The sequence below is a fragment of the Streptomyces sp. NBC_01012 genome, assembly GCF_045162755.1.
Taxonomy (GTDB): Bacteria; Actinomycetota; Actinomycetes; order Streptomycetales; family Streptomycetaceae; genus Streptomyces.
The window spans coordinates 672,533-698,238 of record NZ_CP108688.1 but is presented as its reverse complement, the minus strand read 5'-3'; the positions used below and the strand labels follow the sequence as shown (position 1 = coordinate 698,238).

General features: G+C 70.9%; 23 protein-coding genes. 17 read left to right on the top strand and 6 right to left on the bottom strand.

Annotation, left to right across the window (positions count from 1 at the left end; genetic code table 11):
* Nucleotides 1-51: 51 nt before the first annotated feature.
* Together OG623_RS03095 and OG623_RS03090 are read right to left on the bottom strand one after the other, a co-directional pair.
* Nucleotides 52-2,550 carry a Tex family protein gene (locus OG623_RS03095; RefSeq protein ID WP_406144043.1) on the bottom strand — a complete coding sequence of 833 codons (2,499 nt, stop codon included), beginning with the start codon at nucleotides 2,548-2,550 and terminating at the stop codon, nucleotides 52-54.
* A 136-nt stretch (nucleotides 2,551-2,686) separates the two neighbouring features.
* The gene (locus tag OG623_RS03090) at nucleotides 2,687-3,550 is read right to left on the bottom strand and encodes an SCO6745 family protein (RefSeq protein WP_406144042.1); all 864 of its coding nucleotides are present in this window, start codon (nucleotides 3,548-3,550) and stop codon (nucleotides 2,687-2,689) included.
* Between the two features lie 134 nt (nucleotides 3,551-3,684).
* Between OG623_RS03090 and OG623_RS03085 the strand changes: the two genes are divergently transcribed.
* Nucleotides 3,685-4,638, top strand: coding sequence for a GlxA family transcriptional regulator (locus OG623_RS03085; protein ID WP_406144040.1), 954 nt, complete (start codon nucleotides 3,685-3,687; stop codon nucleotides 4,636-4,638).
* Between the two features lie 27 nt (nucleotides 4,639-4,665).
* Nucleotides 4,666-5,301, top strand: coding sequence for a DJ-1/PfpI family protein (locus OG623_RS03080; protein ID WP_406144038.1), 636 nt, complete (start codon nucleotides 4,666-4,668; stop codon nucleotides 5,299-5,301).
* Here the strand turns inward: OG623_RS03080 and OG623_RS03075 are convergent.
* Entirely contained in the window at nucleotides 5,288-6,085 is a 798-nt protein-coding gene (locus OG623_RS03075; RefSeq protein ID WP_406144036.1) for an enoyl-CoA hydratase/isomerase family protein, read from the bottom strand. The two genes, OG623_RS03080 and OG623_RS03075, sit on opposite strands and share 14 nt — an antisense overlap.
* 224 nt (nucleotides 6,086-6,309) lie before the next feature.
* Between OG623_RS03075 and OG623_RS03070 the strand changes: the two genes are divergently transcribed.
* Nucleotides 6,310-6,765, top strand: coding sequence for an ATP-binding protein (locus OG623_RS03070; RefSeq protein WP_362894501.1), 456 nt, complete (start codon nucleotides 6,310-6,312; stop codon nucleotides 6,763-6,765).
* 27 nt (nucleotides 6,766-6,792) lie between these two features.
* On the opposite strand, the gene idi is transcribed toward OG623_RS03070, so the two are convergent.
* The 3 genes from idi to galE all read right to left on the bottom strand — a co-directional run bounded on the left by idi (nucleotide 6,793) and on the right by galE (nucleotide 9,721).
* Nucleotides 6,793-7,386, bottom strand: a complete 594-nt coding sequence (gene idi, locus OG623_RS03065; RefSeq protein ID WP_406144035.1) for an isopentenyl-diphosphate Delta-isomerase — start codon at nucleotides 7,384-7,386, stop codon at nucleotides 6,793-6,795.
* Nucleotides 7,387-7,601: 215 nt separating this feature from the next.
* Complete coding sequence (locus OG623_RS03060; RefSeq protein WP_406144033.1) at nucleotides 7,602-8,543, bottom strand: cation diffusion facilitator family transporter; 942 nt, start codon at nucleotides 8,541-8,543, stop codon at nucleotides 7,602-7,604.
* Between the two features lie 191 nt (nucleotides 8,544-8,734).
* A complete protein-coding gene (galE, locus tag OG623_RS03055; RefSeq protein WP_406144031.1) occupies nucleotides 8,735-9,721 on the bottom strand; it encodes a UDP-glucose 4-epimerase GalE in 987 nt (328 codons plus the stop codon).
* A gap of 304 nt (nucleotides 9,722-10,025) precedes the next feature.
* On the opposite strand from galE, the gene OG623_RS03050 reads away from it, so the two are divergent.
* From OG623_RS03050 to hpnH, 14 genes are all read left to right on the top strand, one after another.
* Nucleotides 10,026-11,780: a DUF5941 domain-containing protein gene (locus OG623_RS03050; RefSeq protein WP_406144029.1), complete on the top strand. Its 1,755-nt coding sequence runs from the start codon at nucleotides 10,026-10,028 to the stop codon at nucleotides 11,778-11,780.
* Nucleotides 11,777-12,514: a sugar phosphate nucleotidyltransferase gene (locus tag OG623_RS03045; protein WP_406144027.1), complete on the top strand. Its 738-nt coding sequence runs from the start codon at nucleotides 11,777-11,779 to the stop codon at nucleotides 12,512-12,514. The genes OG623_RS03050 and OG623_RS03045 overlap by 4 nt, the downstream gene beginning before the upstream one ends.
* A complete protein-coding gene (locus tag OG623_RS03040; RefSeq protein ID WP_406144025.1) occupies nucleotides 12,502-13,563 on the top strand; it encodes an iron-containing alcohol dehydrogenase family protein in 1,062 nt (353 codons plus the stop codon). Before OG623_RS03045 ends, OG623_RS03040 begins: the two co-directional genes overlap by 13 nt.
* The gene (locus OG623_RS03035; protein ID WP_406144023.1) at nucleotides 13,541-14,320 is read left to right on the top strand and encodes a CDP-alcohol phosphatidyltransferase family protein; all 780 of its coding nucleotides are present in this window, start codon (nucleotides 13,541-13,543) and stop codon (nucleotides 14,318-14,320) included. Before OG623_RS03040 ends, OG623_RS03035 begins: the two co-directional genes overlap by 23 nt.
* Nucleotides 14,321-14,328: 8 nt before the next feature.
* Nucleotides 14,329-15,201, top strand: coding sequence for a glycosyltransferase family 2 protein (locus tag OG623_RS03030; protein WP_406144022.1), 873 nt, complete (start codon nucleotides 14,329-14,331; stop codon nucleotides 15,199-15,201).
* A gap of 108 nt (nucleotides 15,202-15,309) precedes the next feature.
* Nucleotides 15,310-16,239 carry an ABC transporter permease gene (locus OG623_RS03025; protein ID WP_406144020.1) on the top strand — a complete coding sequence of 310 codons (930 nt, stop codon included), beginning with the start codon at nucleotides 15,310-15,312 and terminating at the stop codon, nucleotides 16,237-16,239.
* The gene (locus OG623_RS03020) at nucleotides 16,232-17,017 is read left to right on the top strand and encodes an ABC transporter ATP-binding protein (protein ID WP_362894511.1); all 786 of its coding nucleotides are present in this window, start codon (nucleotides 16,232-16,234) and stop codon (nucleotides 17,015-17,017) included. Before OG623_RS03025 ends, OG623_RS03020 begins: the two co-directional genes overlap by 8 nt.
* Nucleotides 17,018-17,440: 423 nt before the next feature.
* Nucleotides 17,441-18,361, top strand: coding sequence for a squalene synthase HpnC (hpnC, locus tag OG623_RS03015; protein WP_406144018.1), 921 nt, complete (start codon nucleotides 17,441-17,443; stop codon nucleotides 18,359-18,361).
* The gene (hpnD, locus tag OG623_RS03010) at nucleotides 18,358-19,311 is read left to right on the top strand and encodes a presqualene diphosphate synthase HpnD (protein WP_406144017.1); all 954 of its coding nucleotides are present in this window, start codon (nucleotides 18,358-18,360) and stop codon (nucleotides 19,309-19,311) included. The genes hpnC and hpnD overlap by 4 nt, the downstream gene beginning before the upstream one ends.
* A gap of 91 nt (nucleotides 19,312-19,402) precedes the next feature.
* Nucleotides 19,403-20,791, top strand: a complete 1,389-nt coding sequence (gene hpnE / locus OG623_RS03005; protein WP_406144015.1) for a hydroxysqualene dehydroxylase HpnE — start codon at nucleotides 19,403-19,405, stop codon at nucleotides 20,789-20,791.
* Nucleotides 20,788-21,891 carry a polyprenyl synthetase family protein gene (locus OG623_RS03000; RefSeq protein WP_406144013.1) on the top strand — a complete coding sequence of 368 codons (1,104 nt, stop codon included), beginning with the start codon at nucleotides 20,788-20,790 and terminating at the stop codon, nucleotides 21,889-21,891. The genes hpnE and OG623_RS03000 overlap by 4 nt, the downstream gene beginning before the upstream one ends.
* A 108-nt stretch (nucleotides 21,892-21,999) precedes the next feature.
* Nucleotides 22,000-24,012 carry a squalene--hopene cyclase gene (gene shc / locus OG623_RS02995; RefSeq protein WP_406144011.1) on the top strand — a complete coding sequence of 671 codons (2,013 nt, stop codon included), beginning with the start codon at nucleotides 22,000-22,002 and terminating at the stop codon, nucleotides 24,010-24,012.
* Between the two features lie 4 nt (nucleotides 24,013-24,016).
* The gene (locus OG623_RS02990; protein ID WP_406144009.1) at nucleotides 24,017-24,676 is read left to right on the top strand and encodes a 1-hydroxy-2-methyl-2-butenyl 4-diphosphate reductase; all 660 of its coding nucleotides are present in this window, start codon (nucleotides 24,017-24,019) and stop codon (nucleotides 24,674-24,676) included.
* A gap of 6 nt (nucleotides 24,677-24,682) precedes the next feature.
* Nucleotides 24,683-25,702 carry an adenosyl-hopene transferase HpnH gene (gene hpnH / locus OG623_RS02985; RefSeq protein WP_406144007.1) on the top strand — a complete coding sequence of 340 codons (1,020 nt, stop codon included), beginning with the start codon at nucleotides 24,683-24,685 and terminating at the stop codon, nucleotides 25,700-25,702.
* Nucleotides 25,703-25,706 lie beyond the last annotated feature (4 nt).

The following is a 25,706-nucleotide window of genomic DNA, read 5'->3' as shown; positions in this document are numbered from 1 at the left end:
GCCGGGACGGGCAGGTGGGGTGTCTGGCGGACCGGACCCGGCGGCTCCGGGTCAGCGCCCTGAGCCGCCCCGGTCGGAGCCGCCCGTCAGGCCCGCGCGCCGCAGCGCGTCAGCCATCGCACTGTTGGCGGGCGCCGCGGCAGGGCGCGGCGAGCCACCGCCGCTGCCACCGCCCCCGCGCCTGTCGCGGCGCTGACCGGCGCCTCCCTGCCGGCTGTCCTGGCTCTGACGCTGACCCTGCCCCTGACCTTGACGCTGCCCCTGCCCCTGCCCCTGCCCCTGCCCCTGCCCCTGCCCCTGGCCCTGACCTTGACGCTGCCGGGGCGGTCGCTCGCGCTTCTGGCCGCCCTGGTCACCGCCGCCCTGGCCCGCGGCGGCCTCGTCGTCGAGCCGCAGCGTCAGGGAGACCCGCTTGCGCGGGATGTCGACCTCCATGACCTTCACCTTCACGATGTCGCCCGGCTTCACGACATCCCTCGGGTCCTTCACGAACGTCCGCGACATCGCCGACACATGGACAAGACCGTCCTGGTGGACGCCGATGTCCACGAACGCGCCGAACGCCGCCACGTTCGTGACGACACCCTCCAGCACCATCCCGGGGTCCAGGTCGCCGAGCTTCTCCACGCCCTCCTTGAAGGTGGCCGTCCGGAAGGCGGGGCGCGGGTCGCGGCCCGGCTTCTCCAGCTCCTTGAGGATGTCAGTGACCGTCGGCAGACCGAACTTCTCGTCCACGAAGTCGTCCGGCCGCAGTGACCGCAGGGTGTCGGTGCTGCCGATCAGCGAAGCGACGTCGCCGCCGGTCCGCTTCACCATCGTCCGCACCACCGGGTACGCCTCGGGGTGCACGCTCGACGCGTCCAGCGGGTCCTCACCGCCCTGGATCCGGAGGAAGCCGGCGCACTGCTCGTACGCCTTCGGGCCCAGCCTGGCCACATCCTTGAGCGCCCGGCGCGAGCGGAACGGGCCGTTCGTGTCGCGATGCGTCACGATGTTCTCGGCCAGCCCGGAGCCGATGCCCGACACCCGGGAGAGCAGCCGCGCCGACGCCGTGTTGACGTCGACCCCGACGCCGTTCACACAGTCCTCGACCACGGCGTCCAGGGAGCGGGACAGCTTCACCTCGGACAGGTCGTGCTGGTACTGGCCGACGCCGATCGACTTGGGGTCGATCTTCACCAGCTCGGCCAGCGGGTCCTGGAGGCGGCGCGCGATCGAGACCGCGCCGCGCAGCGACACGTCCATGTCCGGAAGTTCCTGCGAGGCGAACGCCGACGCCGAGTACACGGAGGCACCCGCCTCCGAGACCATCACCTTGGTGAGCTTCAGCTCCGGGTGCTTGTCGCAGAGTTCGCCCGCGAGCTTGTCGGTCTCGCGGGACGCGGTGCCGTTCCCGATGGCGATCAGATCGACCTGGTGCTCCCGGGCGAGGCGCTCCAGCGTGGCGAGAGCCTGGTCCCACTTGTTCGCCGGAACATGCGGATGGATGACATCCGTCGCGACGACCTTGCCGGTCGCGTCCACCACGGCGACCTTCACACCCGTACGGAAACCGGGGTCGAGCCCCAGCGTCGCCCGGGTGCCCGCCGGGGCGGCGAGCAGCAGATCGCGCAGGTTCGACGCGAAGACACGGACGGCCTCGTCCTCCGCCGCCGTGCGCAGCCGGAGCCGCAGATCGATCCCGAGGTGCACGAGGATCCGGGTCCGCCAGGCCCAGCGGACCGTGTCACCCAGCCACTTGTCCCCGGGCCTGCCGCGGTCGGCGACACCGAACCTGCGGGCGATCATGTTCTCGTACGAGGAGGGGCCCGGCTGCTCCGACGGCTCCTCCGGCTCCAGGACCAGGTCGAGCACGTCCTCCTTCTCGCCCCGGAGCATCGCGAGGACGCGGTGCGAGGGGAGCGCGGTGAACGGCTCGGCGAAGTCGAAGTAGTCGGCGAACTTCGCGCCGGCCTCCTCCTTGCCGTCCCGTACCTTCGCGACGACCCTGCCGCGCGACCACATGCGCTCGCGCAGCTCGCCGGTCAGGTCGGCGTCCTCCGAGAAGCGCTCGGCCAGGATCGACCGGGCGCCTTCCAGCGCCGCAGCGGGGTCCGCCACCCCCTTCTCGGCGTCGACGAACGCCCCGGCGGCGACGAGCGGGTCCACCGAAGGGTCACCGAGCAGACCGTCGGCAAGGGGCTCAAGGCCCGCCTCGCGCGCGATCTGCGCCTTCGTCCGGCGCTTCGGCTTGAACGGGAGGTAGATGTCCTCCAGCCGCGCCTTGGTGTCGGCCGCCCGGATCTGCGCCTCCAGAGCGGCGTCGAGCTTGCCCTGCTCACGTACGGAATCGAGGACCGCGGTGCGGCGGTCCTCGAGCTCCCGCAGATACCGCAGCCTCTCCTCGAGCGTGCGCAGCTGCGCATCGTCGAGCATCTCGGTCGCTTCCTTGCGGTAGCGCGCGATGAACGGCACGGTCGACCCGCCGTCGAGCAAGTCGACGGCCGCCTTCACCTGACGCTCACGTACGCCGAGCTCCTCGGCGATCCTGCCTTCGATGGACGTCGTCACGGTTTTACCGACTCGCCTTCTCGTGCTGGCTGTGCTGGCTGTGCCACTGGGGCGGTCCACATCCGCATGCGCCCCTTCGCCTGCATTGTGCCGGGTGGCCGGGGGCCGTGTCGCGTGACCTGCTCGAAGACGCCGCTCAGCCCTTGCCGATCAGGTCGTCGGGGAACGCCCCGGCGGAGGCCGCCGCGAACAGGAACCCACGGCCCAGATCGGTGAGCCGGGCCACGCCTTCGGCGCCCAGGTGCTCGTACGGCGCGGCGTCCATCCGGTCCGTCGCCTCCTCCAGCTGGGCCCTGAGCGCGGTGCCCGCCTCCGTCAGCTCGCCCTCGGCGTCCAGCACGCCACGGCCCCGCAGCCGCTCCACCGCCGCGTCCCAGTCGGCGCGCTGCCAGCCACGGGTGGCGAGGACCCAGCGCGGCGCCGTGCCCTTGCCGGTGGCGGTGTGGCTGACCAGGGCCTCCAGCGGGTCGAGCCCGGCCGTGAGCAGCCCGGCCAGGTGCCCGTCGCCGCGGTGCTCGCGCAGCAGCGTCGCCGCGTGCCAGTACGCCAGGTGCGGCTGGTCCGGCACGTCCAGATCCGCGTTCGCGGAGTACAGCGGGCGGGCGTGGCGGGTGCACGCCTCGGCGGCCCGCAGGGCGAGCCCGGCCGCCTCGGCCATCTCCGGCGAGGCGAGGGTCTCCTCGCCGAGTACCCGGCGCAGCGTCGAGTCGGCGGCCCGCAGGCGGGCGTCGAGCGCCGCCCGGGGGGTGATGTCCGACCAGACCGCGGGCAGATGGCGGGCCACCAGCTCGTGGTTGAAGTTGTAGAAGGCCGCGGTGACCGTGCCGGCTCCGACTGCGCCCAGGGCCGCGCCGCGCGCGGCGAAGTAGGCCCGGCTGTTGTTGTCGATGCCGAGCTCCCCGAACTCCTTGCCGAGGTCGGGGGAGAAGTAGACACAGGAGTGCAGCGGGTTCAGAGCGTTGTGGCAGCGGCGTCCGGCACGCGGAGGGAGAGTACTCATGCCCGCACGTTACCGACTGGTTAGTACGCGTGGTAGCCCCGGGGCCTCCGCCGACGGCTCCCGGAGTCCTTATGGCAGGAAAGGTGGGGAACTCGTCATTGCGGCCATCGGGCAGCCCGCCCAGGATGGCGGACATGAAGCAGCGATCCGTACTCGTCGTCCTCTTCGATGGCGTCCAGAGCCTCGATGTGAGCGGCCCCGTGGAGGTCTTCGCCGGCGCGTCCCGCTTCCCCGGGATCGCCTACGAGCTGCGCACCGCCTCACTGGACGGTGCGCCGGTCCGCTGCTCCAGCGGCCTCACCCTCGTCCCCGACGGCACGCTCGCGGACGCTCCCGCGCCTGATCTGCTGCTGGTGCCGGGAGGCGCCGGCACGAGGGCACCCGAGCCCGGTCTCGTCGACTGGCTCCGCACGCACGGCCCGCTCGCCCGGCAGCTGGTGTCGGTGTGCACCGGCGCTCTTCTCCTCGCCGAGGCCGGCCTGCTCGACGGCCACCGGGTGACCACCCACTGGTCCGTCTGCGAGACGCTCGCCCGGACGTATCCGGCGGTGCGCGTGGACCCGGACCCCGTCTTCGTACGCGACGGACGCCTTGCCACATCGGCCGGCGTCACCGCGGGCATCGACCTCGCGCTCGCCCTGGTCGAGGAGGAGCACGGCCGGGACGTGGCGCTCACCGTCGCCCGCCATCTCGTCGTGTTCCTGCGACGCCCGGGCAACCAGGCCCAGTTCAGCGCTCAGCTCACCGCTCAGACCGCCGTCCGTGAACCCCTGCGCGCGGTGCAGCTCTGGATCACCGAGCATCCGGACGCCGACCTCTCGGTGGACGCGCTCGCGGCCCGAGCCAGGCTCTCGCCCCGCCACTTCGCCCGCGCCTTCAGGACCGAGACCGGGCTCGCCCCCGGCCGGTACGTCGAGCGCGTACGCCTCGAACACGCCCGCCGGCTGCTGGAGGACACGGCCGACGGTGTCACCGGCGTCTCCCGTGCCAGCGGCTACGGCACACCCGAGGCGATGCGCAGGGCCTTCGTCAAAACCCTGGGCACGGCACCCGCCGAATACCGGCGCCGCTTCCGCGCCCAGCCGTAACGACCCACCGACCATGTGAGGACCTCCATGCAGATCGCCATCGTGCTCTTCGACCGCTTCACCGCGCTCGACGCCGTCGGCCCCTACGAGATGCTCAGCCGGGCCCCCGGCGCCGAGACCGTCCTCGTCGCCGAGCGGCCGGGCGCCGTGCGCAACGACAGCGGCAGTCTCTCGCTCGTCGCCGACCGCGCGCTCGCCGACGTACCCGCCCCCGACCTGGTGATCGTGCCGGGCGGCCCCGGACAGAGCGACCAGATGGAGAACGGGACGCTGCTCGGCTGGCTGCGGGCGGCGGACGCCACCAGCACCTGGACGACCTCGGTGTGCACCGGCTCCCTGCTGCTCGCAGCCGCCGGACTGCTCACCGGCAGACGAGCCACCACGCACTGGCTCGCCCTCGACGTACTGAAGACCTTCGGGGCCGAGCCGACGGGCGAGCGGGTGGTCGTCGACGGCAAGTACGTCACCGCCGCCGGAGTCTCGTCCGGCATCGACATGGGCCTCACCCTGCTCGGCACGATCGCGGGCGACGACCACGCGCGGAGCGTCCAGCTGCTGACGGAGTACGACCCCCAGCCGCCCTACGACTGCGGAGCACCGGACAAGGCCCCGGCGGCCATGGTCGAGAAGTGGCGGGCCAGGAGCCGGTTCATCCTGCGGTAGGCGCCCCGGGGCTCCCCGTCGTCCAGGTGAAGCGGGGGGTACGGCGCTCCAGGAAGGCGGCGACCCCCTCGGCGGTGTCGCCGCTGCCGTCCGCCTGCCGTGCCCAGTGGGCGTCGCGGTCCTCCCGGCCGTCGGCGAACTCCTTCGCCGCGGCCTGGGTCAGCTGCGAACGCGATGCCAGGACACGGGCGAACGCGGACACCCGCCCGGCCAGCCCGCCCTCCGGCAGGACCTCGTCCACCAGCCCCGTGCGCAGGGCCCGTTCCGTGCCGATCAGTTCACCCGAGAACAGCAGGAACTTCGCGGTCGCCGGGCCGACCAGGGTGACCAGCCGACGTGTCGATGACGAGGGATAGACGATCCCGAGCTTGGCCGGCGTTATGCCGAAGGAGGCGCCCTCCTCGGCGAACCGCAGATCGCAGGCTGCGGCCAGCTGGCTGCCGCCGCCCACGCAGTATCCGCGCACGGCGGCCAGCGTGGGCCGGGGGAAGGCCGCGAGCGACTCCTCGGCCTGGACGGCGAGCGCCTGCGTCCGCCCGCCCGGGTCCTGGAGCGAGGCGATGTCCGCACCGGCGCAGAAGGTGTCACCGGCGCCGGTGAGGACGAGGACGCGTACGCCGGGGTCGGCGGCCAGTCCCTCCAGCAGCACCGGCAACTCCCGCCACATGTCCGAGGTCATGGCGTTGCGCTTGGCGGGATTGCTGATGACGAGGGTGGCGACGCCGTCCACGACCGCGTGCTCCAGCCGCGCCGGTGTGCGTGCCGTCTGCTCCCTGAGGTCCATGCGTCGGATGCTATCCGGACGGCCTGGACCAGATGGCGCCGGAAGAAGGTGAGAAAGTGTCCAATCACCTGACGCTGTCATACTCAAACGATCAAATCGCTTTAAGAAGAGGCCATTTACGGTCAGAGCGGCGGTCCGGACCACGCGCTTCCCGACACTTATTACTCGATAGTCAGTGACGTGCGAGAGTCAGTGACGTACGAGCCGAGAGCGGGTGGCGGTCCATGGAGAGCCGTGGGAGTGTTCCGGCCCATCCCGTGTCGTACGAGGGGGTGTGGCGCTTCAGCGCCCCCGCAGTCGACGCCTCGGTGCCGCAGGCCAGGCACGCGGTCCGCGATCTGATCGGCCGGCAGGGCGTACCCGTCGACGACGACATCCTCCAGGGCCTGCTGCTGATCGTGTCGGAGCTGGTCACCAACGCGGTCAAGCACGCAGCCCTGCTCTCGCCCGAGCTGGCCGTCGAGGTGGCCATCGGGGCGGAATGGGTCAGGGTCTCGGTCGAGGACAACCACCCCTACCGCCCCACGGCGCTGGTCACCGACTACGCCCAGACCGGCGGTCGCGGGCTGCTCCTGGTGCGCGAGATCACCGCCGAGGCGGGCGGTACCTGCGATGTGGAGCACACCGCGGGCGGCGGCAAGATCATCTGGGCGGCGCTGCCCCTGAAGCCGCAGCTCTGACCGCCCCCGCCACGCGGCGTCACGGCTTCACCAGCCGGCGGACTGCCCCGTCAGCTCCCTGACGGCGGGCCGCGCGGCATCCAGCACGGTCATGAACCACGCCGAGAACGGTGCGGCGGCGTGCCGCTCCGCGAGCTCACCGGCGGTCACGAAGGCCGTCTCGCCGACCTCTTCCTCGTCCGGCCGCAGCCGCTCCTGCACCATTCCGACGAACAGGTGGTTGAACTCCTGCTCCACCAGGCCCGACACCGGATCGGGGTGGTTGTAGCGGACCGTGCCCGCCTCGGCGAGCAGCGAGGGCGAGACCCCCAGCTCCTCGTACGTACGCCGGGCGGCCGCAGCGAACGGCGCCTCGCCCGGGTAGGGGTGGCCGCAGCAGGTGTTCGACCACACACCGGGGGAGTGGTACTTGCCGAGCGCGCGGCGCTGGAGCAGCAGCCGCCCCTGCTCGTCGAAGAGGAAGACGGAGAAGGCGCGGTGCAGCTGGCCGGGGGCCTGGTGCGCGGCCAGCTTCTCCGCGGTACCGATGGTGGTGCCGTCCTCATCGACCAGTTCGAGCATGATCGCGTCTGCTGTGCCGTTCGACGAGCTGTTCGCCGCGGTGGCTGGTGTGGTCGGCATACCCATCCTTCGCTTTGGTTCCCGGCCTCTGGGGCCGGAGCCCTCGAGTCCGGTCAAGTCTGCCGTACAAAAGCCGCTTGTCCGCACTGCGGGTGCTGGCATGTCCGTCGTTCGACCCCGAGGGCATCCGAAGAGTGGATCATGCCCTTCCGAATCGGCACGGAATCGTCCGGATCCCGCCGACGTACGACAGGCCAGGCAGTCGGGCGGCGGGCTCAGTGGCAGAGCCGAGCCTCGTGCTCCGCGTGCCCGCTGGGCTCCAGCTGGAAGGTGCAGTGCTCGACGTCGAAGTGGCTGCCGAGGCAGCCCTGCAGCTCGTGCAGGAGCTTCTCGTGGCCGATCGAGTCCAGCATCTCCTGGTGCACGACCACATGGGCGGACAGGACGGGCATGCCGGAGGTGATCGTCCAGGCGTGCAGGTCATGGACGTCCAGCACCCCGGGCAGTGCCGTGATGTGGGCGCGTACCTCGGCCATGTCGACCCCCTTGGGCGCCGACTCCAGCAGCACGTCCAGCGTCTCCCGCAGGAGCTTGACCGTACGGGGGACGATCATGAGCCCGATCAGCAGCGAGGCGATGGGGTCGGCGGCCTGCCAGCCGGTCGCCATGATGACGCCCGCCGACACGAGCACCGTCACCGAACCGAGTGTGTCCGCGACGACCTCGAGATAGGCCCCGCGCACATTGAGGCTGTCCCGCTGCCCGCGCATCAGCAGCGAGAGCGAGACCACGTTGGCGACCAGGCCGACGGCGGCGAACGCGATGGCCAGTCCACCCCTGGTCTGGGCCGGGGTGATGAAGCGCTCGACGGCCTCGAGGACCAGATAGCCGCCGACGCCCAGGAGCAGCAGACAGTTGGCCAGCGCCGCGAGGATCTCGGCGCGGGCGAAGCCGAAGGTGCGGTTGGGGCCCGCCGGCCGGTTCGCGAAGTGGATGGCCAGCAGCGCCATGCCGAGCCCCAGGGCGTCCGTGGCCATATGGGCCGCGTCCGCGATCAGGGCGAGGGAGTCGGCGAGCAGCCCGCCCACGATCTCCATGACCATGACGCCGAGCGTGATGCCCAGGGCGACGCGCAGCCGGCCCCGGTACGCGGCGGCGGCCGTCCCCGTCGGGGGCGGGCCGTGGTGCGTGTGCCCGTGATCGTGGCCAGCCCCCATGTGAACGCCTCCGCAATCCGTCGTATCCATCGGACAGTCCGGGCGCAGCGCACCTCGCCCGCCGCGGCCAGTGAACTACGGGGGCGGGGTAGCGGGCAACACGGCACTGAACACCGTTGTCATGTGCTCTGACCTGCGGAAACTTCCTACGGAAGCGATCCCAGGTCAGAGCATCGCCGACACGTGGGTGCTCACTGCGCGGCGCGAGCCTCCGGGTGGCGCAGGCACCAACCCTCCCAGGCCGACTCCACCATCTCGCGCATGTCACGGCGCGCCGTCCAGCCCAGTTTCCCGGTCATCCGGGAGGCCGAGGCGACGGCCCTCGCCGCGTCGCCCGGCCTGCGCGCCTCGACCACCGGCTCCGTACGCAGACCGGTGACCTCACCCACCAGGTCGGCGAGCTCGCGCACCGATACGCCCTCGCCCCGGCCGATGTTCACGGTGAGGTCCCCGCCGTCCGAGCCCTTGCCCAGGTGCGAGGCGACGGCGAGGTGCGCGTCCGCCAGGTCGGCGACATGGATGTAGTCGCGCACACAGGTGCCGTCCGGCGTCGGGTAGTCGTCACCGAAGATCCGCGGCGCCTCACCCCGCGTCAGCCGCTCGAAGAACATCGGTACGACATTGAAGACGCCCAGGTCGGCGAGGGCGGGGGCCGCGGAACCCGCGACGTTGAAATAGCGCAGGCAGGCCGTCGAGATGCCGTGGGCCCGTCCCGTCGCACGCACCAGCCACTCCCCGGCGAGCTTGGTCTCGCCGTACGGATTGATCGGCGCGCACGGCGTCTCCTCCGTGATGAGGTCCACGTCCGGCACCCCGTAGACCGCCGCGGACGAGGAGAAGAGGAAGCGCCGCACCCCGGCAGCGACCACGGCCTCCAGCAGCACGCCGAGCCCGCTCACGTTCTCCCGGTAGTAGAGCAGCGGCTTCTCGACGGACTCACCGACCTGCTTCTTCGCCGCGAGATGCACCACACCGGTGACGGCGTGCTCCGCCAGGACCCGGTCGAGCACCTCACGGTCGGAGGCCGAGCCCCGCACCAGCGTGACGTCCGAGGTCAGCCGCTCCTCGATGCCGGACGAGATGTCGTCGAGGACGACGACCCGCTCCCCGGCCCCCGTCATGGCCTTCGCCACATGTGCCCCGATGTAACCGGCCCCGCCTGTGATCAACCACGTCATGGCCCCCAGCCTATGCGCTGTCCGGACGCGGTTTGTGGCGCGAGGCATTGATCGACGATGATGATCGCGAACGGCGCCGCATGATGGCCGATTCGCCCGAACGGAGCATAAACGGGCGGTGAACTCGGTCTTCCGTTCATCCGATAGCCTCAGCCGACGTGCCGCCGGTCCATCTCCGGGCCACCTGTCGCGCGCCGTTCCCGTCAGCACCAAGGAGTGAGTTCGTCTGTCGACCGCCATCCTCACCGGTGCACCGGTACCCGGATCGTCGCTCGAGGACGATCTGCGGTCACTCGGTTTCGACGTGACTGCCGCAGCCGACGCCTCCGAGGCCGCCGAGCTGCTCGCCGCAGTCCCCGCGAGCAGGCGTGTCGCGCTCGTGGACCCCCGTTTCGTCGGCCATGTCCACGCGCTCAGGCTCGGACTCACCGACCCCCGCTTCGCCGCCGCGTCGATCCCCGGAGCGCTCACCGCGCAGCCCGAGGCCCGCCCCGCGCTGCTCCGTGCCCTGCGACGGGCCGTGGCCGCCGTCGGTGCGGGAAGCCCCGTCGCACCCCCCGGCGACGGACCCGTCACCGAGGAGCGCACCGTGCCCGGCCGGCTGGCCGTGGCACTGGACGCGGAGGGCACCGCCGTGCAGCGCCCCGAGCTGGGCTCGCTCATGGCCGCGGTGCCCGGAACGTCCGATGAGCGCGGCGCCGCCGAGTCCGCCGTGGCCGCCGTCGACGACGAGGCCGTACGGCTGCGCAGCGCGGTCAAGGCCCACGACGGCTTCTTCACCACGTTCTTCATCAGCCCGTACTCCCGCTACATCGCCCGCTGGTGCGCCCGCCGGGGCCTCACCCCGAACCAGGTCACCACCGCCTCGCTGATCACCGCGCTGATCGCGGCGGGCAGCGCGGCGACGGGCACCCGCGGCGGCTACATCGCGGCCGGACTGCTCCTGCTCTTCTCCTTCGTCCTGGACTGCACCGACGGGCAGCTCGCCCGCTACTCGCTCCAGTACTCGACGATGGGCGCCTGGCTGGACGCGACCTTCGACCGGGCCAAGGAGTACGCCTACTACGCGGGCCTCGCCCTCGGCGCCGCCCGGGGCGGCGCCGACGTATGGGTCCTGGCGCTCGGCGCGATGGTGCTCCAGGCCTGCCGCCATGTCGTGGACTTCTCGTTCAACGAGGCCAACCACGACGCGGTGTCCAACACGAGCCCCACCGCCGCGCTCTCGGACAAGCTCGACAGCGTCGGCTGGACGGTCTGGCTGCGCCGGATGATAGTCCTGCCCATCGGGGAACGCTGGGCGATGATCGCCGTACTCACCGCGGTGACCACGCCCCGGATCGTCTTCTACGCCCTGCTCATCGGCTGCGCCCTGGCCGCCTGCTACACCACCGCGGGCCGGCTGCTGCGCTCGCTCACCCGTAAGGCGCGGCGCACCGACCGCGCGGCCCGTGCCCTGGCCGACCTGGCCGACTCGGGGCCGCTCGCCCAGGGCGTCGCCGGTCTGCTCAGGCGTCCCGGCGGCGGCTTCACCGCCCCGCTCCTGGCGTTCGCCGGGGCACTGGTCATGGTCGCCGCCGCGCTGTTCGCCCCGTACGGCGGCTGGCTGACCGTCGGCGCGGCCGTGGTGTACGCGGTCCTCTCCGGGCTCGCCGTCTCACGTCCGCTCAAGGGCGCGCTCGACTGGCTCGTCCCTCCGGTCTTCCGGGCCGCGGAGTACTGCACGGTCCTGGTGCTGGCAGCGCGCAGCGACGTCCCGCACGCCGTTCCCGCGGCATTCGGCCTGGTTTCGGCCGTCGCCTACCATCACTACGACACGGTGTACCGCATCAGGGGCGGCACCGGAGCACCGCCGCAGTGGCTGGTGCGCACCATCGGCGGGCACGAGGGCCGGACCCTGGTCGTGGCCGTCCTCGCCGCCGCGCTGACCCACGGCTCAGGTTTCACCACGGCTCTGACCGCCCTCGCGGCCGCCGTGGCTCTGGTGGTGCTCGTGGAGTCCATCCGCTTCTGGGTGTCCTCCTCGGCCCCCGCCGTACACGACGAAGGAGAACTCGCATGATCGGCCTCGTACTGGCTGCCGGTGCAGGACGCCGTCTGCGTCCGTACACGGACACCCTGCCCAAGGCCCTGGTGCCGGTGGACGGCGAGAAGACGGTCCTGGACATCGCGCTGTCCAACTTCGCGGAGGTCGGACTCACCGAGGTCGCGGTCGTCGTCGGCTACCGCAAGGAAGCCGTCTACGCCCGCAAGGCCGAGTTCGAGGCGACGTACGGCGTGACGCTGACGCTCATCGACAACGACAAGGCCGAGGAGTGGAACAACGCCTACTCCCTCTGGTGCGCGCGTGAGGTCCTGAAGAAGGGCGTCATCCTCGCCAACGGCGACACCGTGCACCCGGTCTCCGTCGAGAAGACCCTCCTGGACGCGCGCGGCAAGGGCCAGAAGATCATCCTCGCCCTCGACACGGTGAAGAACCTCGCCGACGAGGAGATGAAGGTGATCACCGAGGACGGCAAGGGCGTCCGGCGGATCACCAAGCTGATGGACCCGGCCACCGCGACCGGCGAGTACATCGGCGTCACCCTGATCGAGCCCGAGGCCGCCGAGGAACTCGCCGACGCCCTGCGGACCACCTTCGAGCGCGACCCCGACCTCTACTACGAGGACGGCTACCAGGAGCTGGTCAACCGCGGCTTCACGGTCGACGTGGCACCCATCGGCGAGGTGACCTGGGTCGAGATCGACAACCACGACGACCTCGCCCGGGGCAGGGAGATCGCGTGCCTGTACTGACCCGGCTCATCCCGTCCCCCGTCGTCGTCGACATCCGGCGTGGCGCGATGGACGATCTGGCCGGTCTCCTTGCCGACCAGCGGATCTCCGCATCGGGCAAGCTCGCCATCGCGATCAGCGGTGGCTCGGGGCGCGCCCTGCGCGAGCGGCTCGCCCCGGTGCTGCCGGGCGCCGACTGGTACCCGGTCGCCGACGGCACGATCGACTCCGCGGTGCGCCTCGCCGACGGCATCAAGGGCAACCGCTACGACGCCGTCGTCGGTCTCGGCGGCGGCAAGATCATCGACGTGGCGAAGTACGCGGCGGCGCGCGTGGGCATGCCCATGGTCGCCGTCGCGACGAACCTCTCCCACGACGGGCTCTGCTCACCGGTCGCGACCCTGGACAACGACAACGGACGGGGCTCCTACGGGGTCCCCACCCCGATCGCCGTCGTCATCGACCTCGACGTCGTCCGCGCGGCGCCCGCACGCTACGTGCGCTCGGGCATCGGCGACGCGGTCTCCAACATCTCGTGCGTCGCCGACTGGGAGCTCGCCCACGAGATCCAGGGCGAGGACATCGACGGCCTCGCGGCCGCCATGGCCAGGCAGGCCGGCGAGGCCGTGCTGCGCCACCCCGGGGGGATCGGTGACGACGCCTTCCTCAAGGTGCTCGCCGAGGGCCTCGTGCTGACCGGCATCTCGATGTCGATCGCCGGGGACTCCCGCCCCGCGTCGGGCGCCTGCCACGAGATCAACCACGCCTTCGACCTGCTGTACCCGAAGCGCGCGGCCAGCCACGGCGAGCAGGTCGGCCTCGGCGCCTGCTTCGCCATGCACCTGCGGGGCGCGCACGAGGAGTCGCTGCACATGGCGTCCGTACTGCGCCGTCACGGGCTTCCGGTGCTGCCCGACGAAATCGGCTTCACCGCCGACGAGTTCGTACGGGCCGCCGACTACGCCCCGCAGACGCGCCCGGGACGCTTCACGATCCTGGAACACCTCAACCTGTCCACCGACCAGATCAGGGACGCGTACGCCGACTATGCAAAAGCCATCCATAGCTGAACTCCGTCCGGTCGTGCACCCCCCGGGCGTGAAGGACCGGCGCAGTGGCGAGCACTGGGCGGGGCGTCTCTACATGCGCGAGGTCTCGCTGCGCATCACCCGGCGCCTGGTGACCACGAGGATCACGCCGAACCAGCTGACCTACGTGATGACCGTCGCCGGCGTGCTCGCGGCTCCCGCCCTGCTGGTCCCGGGCATCCCCGGTGCCCTGCTCGGCGTGGTCGCGGTCCAGCTCTACCTGCTGTTCGACTGCGTCGACGGCGAGGTGGCCCGCTGGAAGAAGCAGTACTCGCTGGGCGGGGTGTACCTGGACCGGGTCGCCGCCTATCTGTGCGACGCGGCGGTGCTGGTCGGCTTCGGCCTGCGTGCCGCCGATCTGTGGGGCCCCGGACGCATCGACTGGCTGTGGGCCTTCCTCGGCACGCTCGCCGCGCTGGGCGCCATCATGATCAAGGCGGAGACCGACCTCGTCGGCGTCGCACGCCACCAGGGCGGGCTGCCGCCGGTCAAGGAGGCCGCGTCCGAGCCCCGCTCCTCCGGCATGGCGCTCGCCCGCCGCGCGGCCGGGGCGCTCAAGTTCCACCGGCTGATCCTCGGCATCGAGGCCTCGCTGATCATCGTGGTGGTCGCCGTACTCGACACGGTCAGGGACGACCTCTTCTTCAGCCGCCTCGCGGTCGCCGTCATGGCCGGCATCGCCCTTCTCCAGACCGTCCTGCACCTGGTGTCGATCCTGGCGTCCAGCAGGCTGAAGTGAGCTCCCCCATGAAACTCGGCGCGGTCATCATCACCATGGGCAACCGCCCCGACGAACTGCGTGCCCTTCTCGACTCGGTCGCCAAGCAGGACGGCGACCGGATCGAGGTGGTCGTCGTCGGCAACGGCGCCCCGGTCCCCGACGTCCCCCCGGGCGTACGGACCGTCGAGCTGCCCGAGAACCTGGGGATCCCGGGCGGCCGCAACGTCGGCATCGAGGCGTTCGGCCCCTCCGGAGCCGATGTGGACGCCCTGCTCTTCCTCGACGACGACGGGCACCTGCCGAACACCGACACCGCCGAGCTCTGCCGGCAGGCGTTCGAGGCGGACCCGAAGCTCGGCATCGTGACCTTCCGCATCGCGGACCCGGACACCGGGGTCACCCAGCGGCGGCACGTGCCGCGGCTGCGTGCCTCCGACCCGATGCGCTCCTCCCGCGTCACGACGTTCCTGGGCGGCGCGAACGCCGTACGGAGCCAGGTGATCGCCGAGGCGGGCCCGCTTCCAGGCGAGTTCTTCTACGCCCACGAGGAGACCGACCTCGCCTGGCGGGCCCTGGACGCCGGCTGGCTGATCGAGTACCGGTCGGACATGGTGCTGAACCACCCCACCACCGCCCCCTCGCGGCACGCGGTCTACCACCGCATGGTGGCCCGCAACCGCGTCTGGCTCGCCCGCCGGAATCTGCCCGCACCGCTGGTTCCCCTCTATCTGGGCGTCTGGCTGCTCCTCACCCTGGTCCGCAGGCCCTCCGTGCCGGCTCTCAAAGCATGGTTCGGAGGGTTCAGGGAAGGCTGGACCACGCCCTGCGGACCCCGGCGCCCCATGAGGTGGCGTACGGTATGGCGGCTGACCAGACTGGGTCGGCCGCCGGTGATCTGAGAGGCTCTCCTCTGAGACCATGAGCCGTATTCATTCCGTACGGGGAACCTGTCCGCCCTGGCCGCGCCCGCGACCGGCTGCGCATTGTGAAGACGAGAGTTCTTAACTGTGAGTGACACGACCCACGACGGCGGGATTGCGCTGAGCAGCCCGCCGTCCGCCGACGAGGGACTGAGCGCGTCCCGGTTGGCCGACAAGTACGGCTTGACGGTGAGCGGCGCCCGCCCCGGGCTGTTCGCGTACATCGGGCAACTCTGGGGCCGTCGGCATTTCATCCTGGCGTTCTCCAGGGCGAAGCTGACCTCGCAGTACAGCCAGGCCAAGCTGGGCCAGCTGTGGCAGGTGGCCACACCCCTGCTGAACGCGGCGGTCTACTTCCTGATCTTCGGCCTGATCCTGGGCACCCGGCGTGGGATGACCCAGGACGTCTTCATCCCGTTCCTGGTGACGGGTGTCTTCGTCTTCACCTTCACCCAGAGCTCGGTCATGGCGGGGGTGCGCTCCATCTCCGGCAACCTCGGCCTGGTCAGGGCGCTGCACTTCCCCCGGGCCTCCCTGCCGGTCTCGTTCTCGCTCCAGCAGCTCCAGCAGCTGCTGTACTCGATGGTCGTGCTGCTGGCGGTCGCGGTGGGCTTCGGGAGCTATCCGTCGCTCTCCTGGCTGCTGGTCCTCCCGGCGCTGGCCATGCAGTTCCTGTTCAACACCGGCCTGGCCCTCGTGATGGCCCGGCTCGGCAGCAAGACACCCGACCTCGCCCAGCTGATGCCGTTCGTCATGCGTACCTGGATGTACGCCTCGGGCGTGATGTTCTCCATCCCCGTGATGCTGGCCGACAAGCCGGGGTGGATCGCGGATGTGCTTCAGTACAACCCGGCGGCCATCTACATGGACCTGATCCGCTTCGGTCTGATCGACGGCTACGGCTCGGAGAACCTGCCCCAGCACGTCTGGGCCGTCGGGCTCGTCTGGGCGCTCGTGGTCGGGGTCCTGGGCTTCGTGTACTTCTGGAAGGCAGAGGAACGGTACGGCCGTGGCTGAGGAAACGTCCCAGGGACACATCCCCACCGTGATCGCGGACGACGTGCACATCGTGTACCGCGTCAACGGCACGGGCGGCGGCAAGGGCAGCGCCACCGCGGCGCTGAGCCGGATCATGCGACGCGGCAAGGGCGAACCACGCGGCGTGCGCAAGGTGCACGCGGTGCGGGGTGTCTCCTTCACCGCCTACCGGGGTCAGGCCATCGGGCTCATCGGCACCAACGGTTCGGGCAAGTCCACCCTGCTGCGGGCCATCGCAGGACTGCTGCCGACGGAGCACGGCAAGGTGTACACCGACGGCCAGCCGTCGCTGCTCGGGGTCAACGCGGCCCTGATGAGCGACCTGACCGGGGAGCGCAACGTCGTGCTCGGCGGCCTCGCGATGGGCATGAGCCGTGAGGAGATCCGTGAGCGCTACCAGAGCATCGTGGACTTCTCCGGCATCAACGAGAAGGGCGACTTCATCACGCTGCCCATGCGGACGTACTCGTCCGGCATGGCGGCCAGGCTGCGTTTCTCGATCGCGGCGGCCAAGAACCACGACGTCCTCATGATCGACGAGGCGCTGGCCACCGGTGACCGCAAGTTCCGGGTGCGCTCCGAGGAGCGGATCCGGGAGCTGCGCAAGGAGGCGGGCACCGTCTTCCTGGTCAGCCACAACAACAAGACCATCAGGGACACCTGCGACCGGGTGCTGTGGCTGGAGAAGGGCGAACTCCTGATGGACGGTCCCACCGAAGAGGTGCTGAAGGCCTACGAGCGGGAGACGGGCAAGTAGTCCTCGCCGGATGCGGCCCCCGCCGGAGCGCAGCGGCGGGGGCTCCGTGGTGCCCGGGGTCGAGGTCAGGGCCCGCAGGGGCTGTAGGAAGCCGCTGTGGATCTCCTCCCGACGGATGACGTCAATTGCCACGGATCCGGGGAAGGTTGACGGCGGTCGGTGTGTTGCACAAGGGCATGGCGCACCCCGGCGCAGGTGTGTGAGCTGTACAACGTAAGCTGTGCCGGTGCTGATTCGCGGCAATGTGGGGTGATACGCCCCCGGTGCATCACCCGTTGTGTGCATGTCGCACTCGGCCGGACGAGCGGCGTGTCCGAAAAGGGATGTTTTGGGTCAGCAGTGTAGAACGGGAGATATGACGGCAATGATGGGAAATCTCCAGCTCCGACGTGGTTTCGCCGTCCCCGCGTCGGGCGGTACGTGGTGACCCGTACCCAGCAGGCGCCCGTCGACGCCACCGCCACCGCCACGCTCGACAAGGCCGCCCACGAGAACTTCCCCGTGGCCCCCTTCTTCCTGCCCCGGGCCTGGCGCGCCGACCTGATGGCGGTCTACGGCTTCGCCCGTCTCGTCGACGACATCGGTGACGGCGATCTGGCCCCCGGCGGCGCCGACGCCCGCCGGCTCGGACTCGAACCAGGACAGGCCGACGACCGGCTCGCCGTGCTGGACGCACTCGAAGCCGATCTGCACCGTGTCTTCCTGACCACCGGCGAAGACCCGCGACACCCCCTGATGCGTGCGCTGCGCCCCACCGTGCGGCGCTGCGCGCTCACCCCCGAACCCTTCCTCGGGCTCGTCGAGGCCAACCGGCAGGACCAGAAGGTCCGCCGCTACGGGACCTACGCGGACCTGCTCGCCTACTGCGAGCTCTCGGCCAACCCCGTCGGCCGCCTCGTCCTGCAGATCACCGGCACCGCGAGCCCCGAACGGATCCGCCGCTCCGACGCCGTCTGCACCGCGCTGCAGATCGCCGAGCACCTCCAGGACGTCGCCGAGGACCTCGCCCGCGACCGTGTCTATCTGCCCGCCGATGACATGGCCCGTTTCCATGTCGGCGAAGCGGACCTGGCGGTACCGTCCGCAGGTGCGGCGGTCCGATCCCTGATCGCGTTCGAGGCCCAGCGTGCCCGTGACCTGCTGGACGAGGGCACGCCCCTGGTGGGCAGCGTCCACGGCCGGCTCAAGCTGCTGCTCGCCGGATTCGTCGGCGGAGGGCGGGCCGCGCTGGGGGCGGTCTCGGCCGCCGGTTTCGACGTACTGCCCGGACCGCCCAAACCCACCGCGCCCAGACTGCTGCGCGAAGTGGGAGATGTCCTGCGAAGAGCGCACAGAGAGGGATGAGAAGGACCGTGGAGGGACAGGCGACGTACATGTCGGCACCGGTACAGGCCGCATACAGCTACTGCGAGGCCGTGACCGGACAGCAGGCCCGCAACTTCGCGTACGGCATCCGACTGCTGCCGTACGAGAAGCGGCAGGCCATGTCGGCGCTGTACGCCTTCTCCCGTCGGGTCGACGACATCGGCGACGGCGAGCTGGATCCGGAGACGAAGCGCACCCGGCTGGAGGACACGCGGGTGCTGCTCGGCCGGATCAGGGACGACGCGGTCGACGAGGACGACACCGACCCGGTCGCCGTCGCGCTGGCCGACGCCGCGCACCGGTTCCCGCTGCCGCTCGGCGGCCTCGACGAGCTCATCGACGGCGTCCTGATGGACGTGCGCGGCGAGACCTACGAGACCTGGGACGACCTCAAGACGTACTGCCGGTGCGTCGCGGGTGCCATCGGGCGCCTCAGCCTGGGCTTCTTCGGGACCCAGCCGGGCGCACCCGGCGTGGAACGGGCCCCGGAGTACGCCGACACCCTCGGCCTCGCGCTCCAGCTCACCAACATCCTGCGGGACGTCCGCGAGGACGCGGGCAACGGGCGTACGTATCTGCCGGTCGACGACCTCGCCAAGTTCGGCTGTTCCGCCGGATTCCACCGGGCCACCCCGCCTCCGGGGTCCGACTTCGCCGGCCTGGTGCACTTCGAGGTCAGGCGCGCCCGCGCGCTGTTCGCCGAGGGCTACCGGCTGCTGCCGATGCTGGACCGGCGCAGCGGCGCCTGCGTGGCCGCGATGGCCGGGATCTACCGCCGGCTCCTCGACCGGATCGAGCGCGACCCCGAGGCCGTCCTGCGCGGCAGGGTCTCGCTGCCCGGCCACGAAAAGGCGTACGTTGCGGTGCGCGGACTGTCGGGACTTGACGCGCGTCATGTGTCACGCAGGACGGCCAGGGGGAGGGTCTGATGGCGGGTCCGGTCCGACCTCAGGAGCGGGCAACCCACGGGCACAGGGGCGCGTCCCTGTGTGCGACGACGGCACGGCGAAGGGAGCGGGGATGACCGGCCAAGACCCTGGGTCCTCCCGGGCGGTGGTCGTCGGCGGCGGCCTCGCGGGCGTCACCGCGGCACTGCGCCTCGCCGACGCGGGCCTCGCCGTGACCCTGCTCGAAGGCCGCCCCCGGCTCGGCGGGCTCGCCTTCTCCTTCCGGCGCGGCGATCTGTCCGTCGACAACGGCCAGCATGTGTACCTGCGTTGCTGCACGGGCTACCGCTGGTTCCTCGACCGGATCGAAGGGGCCCACCTCGCCCCGCTCCAGGACCGCCTCGACGTGCCCGTGCTCGACGTGGACCGGCCGGGCCGGCCGAGGCTCGGACGGCTGCGCCGCACCGGGCTGCCCGTACCGCTGCACCTGGCCGGCGGGCTCGCGGCCTACCCCCATCTCTCGCTCACGGACAAGGCGCAGGTGGCCCGCGCCGCACTGGCGCTCGGCCGTCTCGACCCCGCCGATCCCGCGCTCGACGGCGTCGACTTCGCCACCTGGCTCCGCCGCCAGGGGCAGTCGGCCCGCGCCATCGAAGCCCTCTGGGACCTCGTGGGCGTCGCCACGCTCAACGCCACCGCGCCCAACGCCTCCATGGCACTCGCCGCGATGGTCTTCAAGACCGGACTCCTCTCCGAGCCGGGCGCTGCCGACATCGGCTGGGCGGCCGTGCCGCTCGGGGACCTCCACGACACCCTCGCCCGTAAGGCGCTCGAATCGGCGGGCGTGGAGATCCGTACGCGCGCCCGGGTCACCTCCCTCACCCGCACCGAGGACGGCCGCTGGGCCGTCGGGTCCGACGCCGACACTTTCGAGGCGGACACCGTCGTCCTCGCCGTGCCGCAGGGCGAGACCCACCGGCTGCTGCCCGAGGGCGCGCTCGACGACCCCGGCCGGCTGCTCGACCTCACCGACGCGCCGATCCTCAACGTCCACGTCGTCTACGACCGCAAGGTGCTGCGCCAACCGTTCTTCGCCGCGCTCGGCTCACCCGTGCAGTGGGTCTTCGACCGCACGGCGTCCTCAGGCCTCCAGGGACCGGGGCAGTACCTCGCGGTGTCCCAGTCCGCGGCGCAGGACGAGATCGATCTGCCCGTCGCCGAACTGCGCAAGCGCTACCTGCCCGAGCTGGAGCGGCTCCTCCCCGCGACGCGCGGGGCCGGCATCCGCGACTTCTTCGTCACCCGGGAGCGCACCGCGACCTTCGCGCCCACGCCGGGTGTGGGCCGTCTGCGGCCGGGCGCGCACACCAAGGCCCCCGGGCTGCACCTGGCGGGAGCATGGACCGCCACCGGCTGGCCCGCCACGATGGAGGGCGCCGTCCGCAGTGGCTTCAGTGCCGCGGACGCCGCGCTCCAGGCTCTCGGCCGGCCCCACGAACATCCGCTGCAGGAGGCGGCATGAGGAGTATCACCGGAACAAGAGGAGAGTCTGTGACCCCGGCGAATCCGGCTTACGACACCGTGGCGGACACCGCGGACGTCAACGCGCTTCTGGAGCGCGGAAGGGCCCTGTCAGCGCCGGTACTGCGAGCTGCCGTGGACCGGCTGGCGCCGCCCATGGACACCGTCGCGGCCTATCACTTCGGCTGGATCGACGCCCAGGGCCGGCCGGCCGACGGCGACGGAGGCAAGGCCGTGCGTCCCGCGCTCGCCCTGCTGTCCGCGGAAGCGGCCGGCGCCCCGGCGGAGGCCGGGATCCCCGGAGCCGTGGCCGTCGAACTCGTGCACAACTTCTCGCTGTTGCACGACGACCTGATGGACGGCGACGAACAGCGCCGTCACCGCGACACCGTATGGAAGGTGCACGGCCCCGCCCAGGCGATCCTCGTGGGAGACGCGCTCTTCGCGCTGGCCAACGAGGTCCTGCTGGAGCTCGGCACCGTCGAGGCCGGAAGGGCGGCCCGCCGGCTGACCACGGCCAGCCGCAAGCTGATCGACGGTCAGGCCCAGGACATCTCCTACGAGCACCGCGAGCGGGTCACCGTCGAGGAGTGCCTGGAGATGGAGGGCAACAAGACGGGCGCCCTGCTCGCCTGCGCCGTCTCCATCGGCGCCGTGCTCGGCGGAGCCGACGACCGTACCGCCGACATCCTGGAGTCCTACGGCCACCACCTCGGCCTCGCGTTCCAGGCGGTCGACGACCTGCTCGGGATCTGGGGCGACCCGGAGGCCACGGGCAAGCAGACCTGGAGCGATCTGCGCCAGCGCAAGAAGTCCCTGCCCGTCGTGGCCGCGCTCGCCGCGGGCGGACCGGCCTCCGAGCGTCTGGGCGAGCTGCTCGCCGCCGACGCCAAGAGCAGCGACTTCGACAGCTTCTCCGAAGAGGAGTTCGCCGCACGTGCGGCACTCATCGAGGAGGCGGGCGGCCGTGAGTGGACCGCCCAGGAAGCCCGCCGTCAGCACGCGGTAGCCATCGAGGCGCTGCACGGCGTCGACATGCCGGAACGAGTGCGCGCGCAGCTCACCGAGCTCGCCGACTTCGTGGTCGTACGAAAGAGATGATCACCATTCAGATATGACTCGCAGTCGCCGACGGGCGCCCCCGCACGGGGGTGCCCGCCGACGGAGACCCCAGCACAGCAGAGGACCGAACTGCACGAAGGGGAAGCCATGACAGCGACGACCGACGGAAGCCCCGGGGCCGCGAACCTCCGCGCAGTCCCGGCCGGCGATCCGACCGAACCAACCATTGCCGCGGACGACATCTCGGCCGTCGCGCGGCAGGCAGCCGAACGCTCGGTGGAGCATCTGCTCGGCAGGCAGGACGAACAGGGCTGGTGGAAGGGCGACCTCGCCACCAACGTCACGATGGACGCGGAAGACCTGCTGCTCCGTCAGTTCCTGGGAATCCAGGACCCGGACACCGTCAAGGCGGCGGCCCGCTTCATCCGGGGCGAGCAGCTCGGCGACGGCACCTGGAACACCTTCTACGAAGGACCGGCCGACCTCTCCGCCACCATCGAGGCGTATGTGGCGCTGCGGCTGGCAGGAGACCGGCCGGACGACCCGCACATGATCCGCGCGGCGGGCTGGGTCAGGGAACAGGGCGGCATCGCGGAGTCCCGGGTCTTCACCCGGATCTGGCTCGCGCTCTTCGGCTGGTGGAAGTGGGACGACCTGCCGGAACTCCCGCCCGAGCTGATGTTCTTCCCGAAGTGGATCCCGCTCAACATCTACGACTTCGGCTGCTGGGCCCGGCAGACCATCGTGCCGCTCACCATCGTGTCCGCGAAGCGGCCCGTACGGCCCGCTCCGTTCGCCCTGGACGAGCTGCACACCGACCCGGCGCACCCCAACCCGGCCAGATCCGCGGCCCCCGCCCTCAGTTGGGACGGCGTCTTCCAGCGGCTCGACAAGGGGCTGCGCCTCTACCACAAGGTGGCACCGCGCAAGCTGCGCCGGACCGCCATGAACGCCGCGGCCCGCTGGATCATCGAACGCCAGGAGAACGACGGCTGCTGGGGCGGCATTCAGCCCCCCGCAGTGTACTCCGTCATCGCCCTGCACCTGCTGGGTTACGACCTCGACCACCCGGTCATGCGGGCGGGGCTCGCCTCGCTCGACCGGTTCGCCGTCTGGCGTGAGGACGGCGCCCGCATGATCGAGGCGTGCCAGTCCCCGGTCTGGGACACCTGCCTCGCCACCATCGCCCTCGCCGACGCGGGGGTGAGGCCCGACCACCCGGCGCTCGTGAGGGCGGCCGACTGGATGCTCGGCGAGGAGATCGCACGGCCCGGTGACTGGTCCGTACGCAAGCCCGAACTGCCCCCGGGCGGCTGGGCGTTCGAATTCCACAACGACAACTACCCCGACATCGACGACACCGCCGAAGTCGTCCTGGCGCTGCGCCGCGTGAAGCACCCCGACCCCGCCAGACTCGAAGCCGCCATCGGGCGCGGAGTGGCCTGGAACCTCGGGATGCAGTCACGCAACGGCGCATGGGGAGCCTTCGACGCGGACAACACGAGCCCGTTCCCCAACCGGCTGCCATTCTGTGACTTCGGCGAGGTCATCGACCCGCCGTCGGCCGATGTCACCGGACACGTGGTCGAGATGCTCGCCGTCGAGGGACGGGCGCAGGACCCCGGCACCCGCCGGGGCATCCAGTGGCTGCTCGCCGAACAGGAGGCGAGCGGCGCCTGGTTCGGCCGCTGGGGTGTCAACTACATCTACGGCACGGGCTCCGTGGTGCCCGCCCTGATCGCGGCCGGGCTGCCGGCCACGCACCCCTCGGTGCGGCGGGCCGTCGAATGGCTGCGGTCCGTCCAGAACGACGACGGGGGCTGGGGAGAGGACCTGCGCTCCTACCGCGAGGAGAAGTGGATCGGCCACGGCAGCTCGACCGCCTCCCAGACCGCGTGGGCGCTGCTCGCCCTCCTCGCGGCGGGGGAGCGGGAGAGCAGGTCCGTGGAGCGGGGCGTCGCCTGGCTGGCCCAGACCCAGCAGGCGGACGGCTCCTGGGACGAGCCGCACTTCACCGGGACCGGATTCCCCTGGGACTTCTCCATCAACTACCACCTGTACCGGCAGGTCTTCCCTCTCACCGCACTCGGCCGGTACGTGTACGGGGACCCCTTCGCCACCACCGCCGGGGCGGGCGCGGACACCGGGAAGGAGGCCTGAGCCGATGGGCGCTGCGCCGGAGCCACCTGGTCCCGTCACGCCGCTGCTGATCGCCTGCGCGCTCGGCATCGAGCGCTTCGCCCTGCGCACCGGGAGAAGGGGCGGCGACCAGGGCCCCGGCCCCGTGACCATCATCAGGTCCGGGATGGGACCCCGGGCCGCGGAGGACGCCGTCCGGCTCGCGCTCGGACAGCACGGAGCCGGAGGCACCGCCGTCATCGCCTCCGGCTTCTGCGCCGGGCTCGAACCCGGCATGCACCCGGGTGACCTCGTGGTGGCCGAGGAGACCCGGGACGCCGGTGGCACCACGGCCTGCACGGGCACAGGCGTGCTGGTCGACGCACTGGTCAGGGCGGTGCCAGGACGCACGGTCCACACCGGCCCGCTGAACGGCTCCGGACATGTCGTCCGGGGCCCGGAGCGCGCCGGGCTGCGGGCCACCGGCGCCATCGCGGTGGACATGGAGTCCGCCGCCACCCTCCGCACCGCCCTGCGGACCGGGCCACGCCCGGTTGCCGCCGTACGGGTGATCGTGGATGCTCCAGAGCATGAGCTCGTCCGTATCGGCACGGTGCGCGGTGGAATATCGGCATTCCGCGTACTTCGTGCCGTCCTTCCAGCTTTCCATGAATGGCACCGATCTTTGCTGCTCCCCAGGAGGTGAGCCCAGATGGCCATGCCGCTTCGTCAGACCGTCAAGGTTGCGACGTATCTCGCCGAACAGAAGCTCCGCAAGCGGGACAAGTTCCCACTGATCGTCGAACTGGAGCCCTTGTTCGCCTGCAACCTCGCGTGCGAGGGCTGTGGGAAGATCCAGCACCCGGCCGGAGTGCTCAAGCAGCGCATGCCGGTCGCCCAGGCGGTCGGGGCAGTGCTGGAATCAGGCGCCCCGATGGTCTCCATCGCCGGTGGAGAACCGCTGATGCACCCGCAGATCCACGAGATCGTGCGTCAGTTGGTGGCGAAGAAGAAGTACGTCTTCCTCTGCACCAATGCCATGCTCATGCGTAAGAAGCTCGACAAATTCACCCCGTCGCCCTACTTCGCCTTCGCCGTGCACATCGACGGGCTGCGCGAGCGGCACGACGAGTCGGTCGCCAAGGAAGGTGTCTTCGACGAGGCCGTGGAGGCGATGAAGGAGGCCAAGCGACGCGGCTTCCGGGTCACCACCAACTCCACCTTCTTCAACACCGACACCCCGCAGAACGTCATCGAGGTACTGAACTTCCTCAATGACGAGATGAAGGTCGACGAGATGATGATCTCGCCCGCCTACGCCTACGAGAAGGCACCCGACCAGGAGCACTTCCTGGGTGTCGAGCAGACCCGTGAGCTGTTCAAGAAGGCCTTCTCGGGCGGCAACCGGCGACGCTGGCGGCTCAACCACTCGCCGCTCTTCCTGGACTTCCTCGAGGGCAAGGCCGATTTCCCCTGCACGGCCTGGGCGATCCCCAACTACTCGCTCTTCGGCTGGCAGCGGCCCTGCTATCTGATGAGCGACGGTTACGTGCCGACCTACCGGCAGCTCGTCGAGGAGACCGACTGGGAGAAGTACGGCCGTGGCAAGGACCCACGGTGCGCCAACTGCATGGCGCACTGCGGCTACGAGCCCACCGCCGTGCTCGCCACCATGGGATCGCTTAAGGAATCCCTGCGAGCGGCACGGGAGACGATCGGCGGGAACCGGTGACGTC

Coding starts and splice junctions, on each gene's coding strand:
- OG623_RS03090 (WP_406144042.1), bottom strand. CDS start 3,550: ATGAGTACTCTCCCTCCGCGTGCCGGACGCCGCTGCCACAACGCTCTG.
- OG623_RS03085 (WP_406144040.1), top strand. CDS start 3,685: ATGAAGCAGCGATCCGTACTCGTCGTCCTCTTCGATGGCGTCCAGAGC.
- OG623_RS03080 (WP_406144038.1), top strand. CDS start 4,666: ATGCAGATCGCCATCGTGCTCTTCGACCGCTTCACCGCGCTCGACGCC.
- OG623_RS03075 (WP_406144036.1), bottom strand. CDS start 6,085: ATGGACCTCAGGGAGCAGACGGCACGCACACCGGCGCGGCTGGAGCAC.
- OG623_RS03070 (WP_362894501.1), top strand. CDS start 6,310: ATGGAGAGCCGTGGGAGTGTTCCGGCCCATCCCGTGTCGTACGAGGGG.
- idi (WP_406144035.1), bottom strand. CDS start 7,386: ATGCCGACCACACCAGCCACCGCGGCGAACAGCTCGTCGAACGGCACA.
- OG623_RS03060 (WP_406144033.1), bottom strand. CDS start 8,543: ATGGGGGCTGGCCACGATCACGGGCACACGCACCACGGCCCGCCCCCG.
- galE (WP_406144031.1), bottom strand. CDS start 9,721: ATGACGTGGTTGATCACAGGCGGGGCCGGTTACATCGGGGCACATGTG.
- OG623_RS03045 (WP_406144027.1), top strand. CDS start 11,777: ATGATCGGCCTCGTACTGGCTGCCGGTGCAGGACGCCGTCTGCGTCCG.
- OG623_RS03035 (WP_406144023.1), top strand. CDS start 13,541: ATGCAAAAGCCATCCATAGCTGAACTCCGTCCGGTCGTGCACCCCCCG.
- OG623_RS03030 (WP_406144022.1), top strand. CDS start 14,329: ATGAAACTCGGCGCGGTCATCATCACCATGGGCAACCGCCCCGACGAA.
- hpnD (WP_406144017.1), top strand. CDS start 18,358: ATGAGAAGGACCGTGGAGGGACAGGCGACGTACATGTCGGCACCGGTA.
- hpnE (WP_406144015.1), top strand. CDS start 19,403: ATGACCGGCCAAGACCCTGGGTCCTCCCGGGCGGTGGTCGTCGGCGGC.
- OG623_RS03000 (WP_406144013.1), top strand. CDS start 20,788: ATGAGGAGTATCACCGGAACAAGAGGAGAGTCTGTGACCCCGGCGAAT.
- shc (WP_406144011.1), top strand. CDS start 22,000: ATGACAGCGACGACCGACGGAAGCCCCGGGGCCGCGAACCTCCGCGCA.
- OG623_RS02990 (WP_406144009.1), top strand. CDS start 24,017: ATGGGCGCTGCGCCGGAGCCACCTGGTCCCGTCACGCCGCTGCTGATC.
- hpnH (WP_406144007.1), top strand. CDS start 24,683: ATGGCCATGCCGCTTCGTCAGACCGTCAAGGTTGCGACGTATCTCGCC.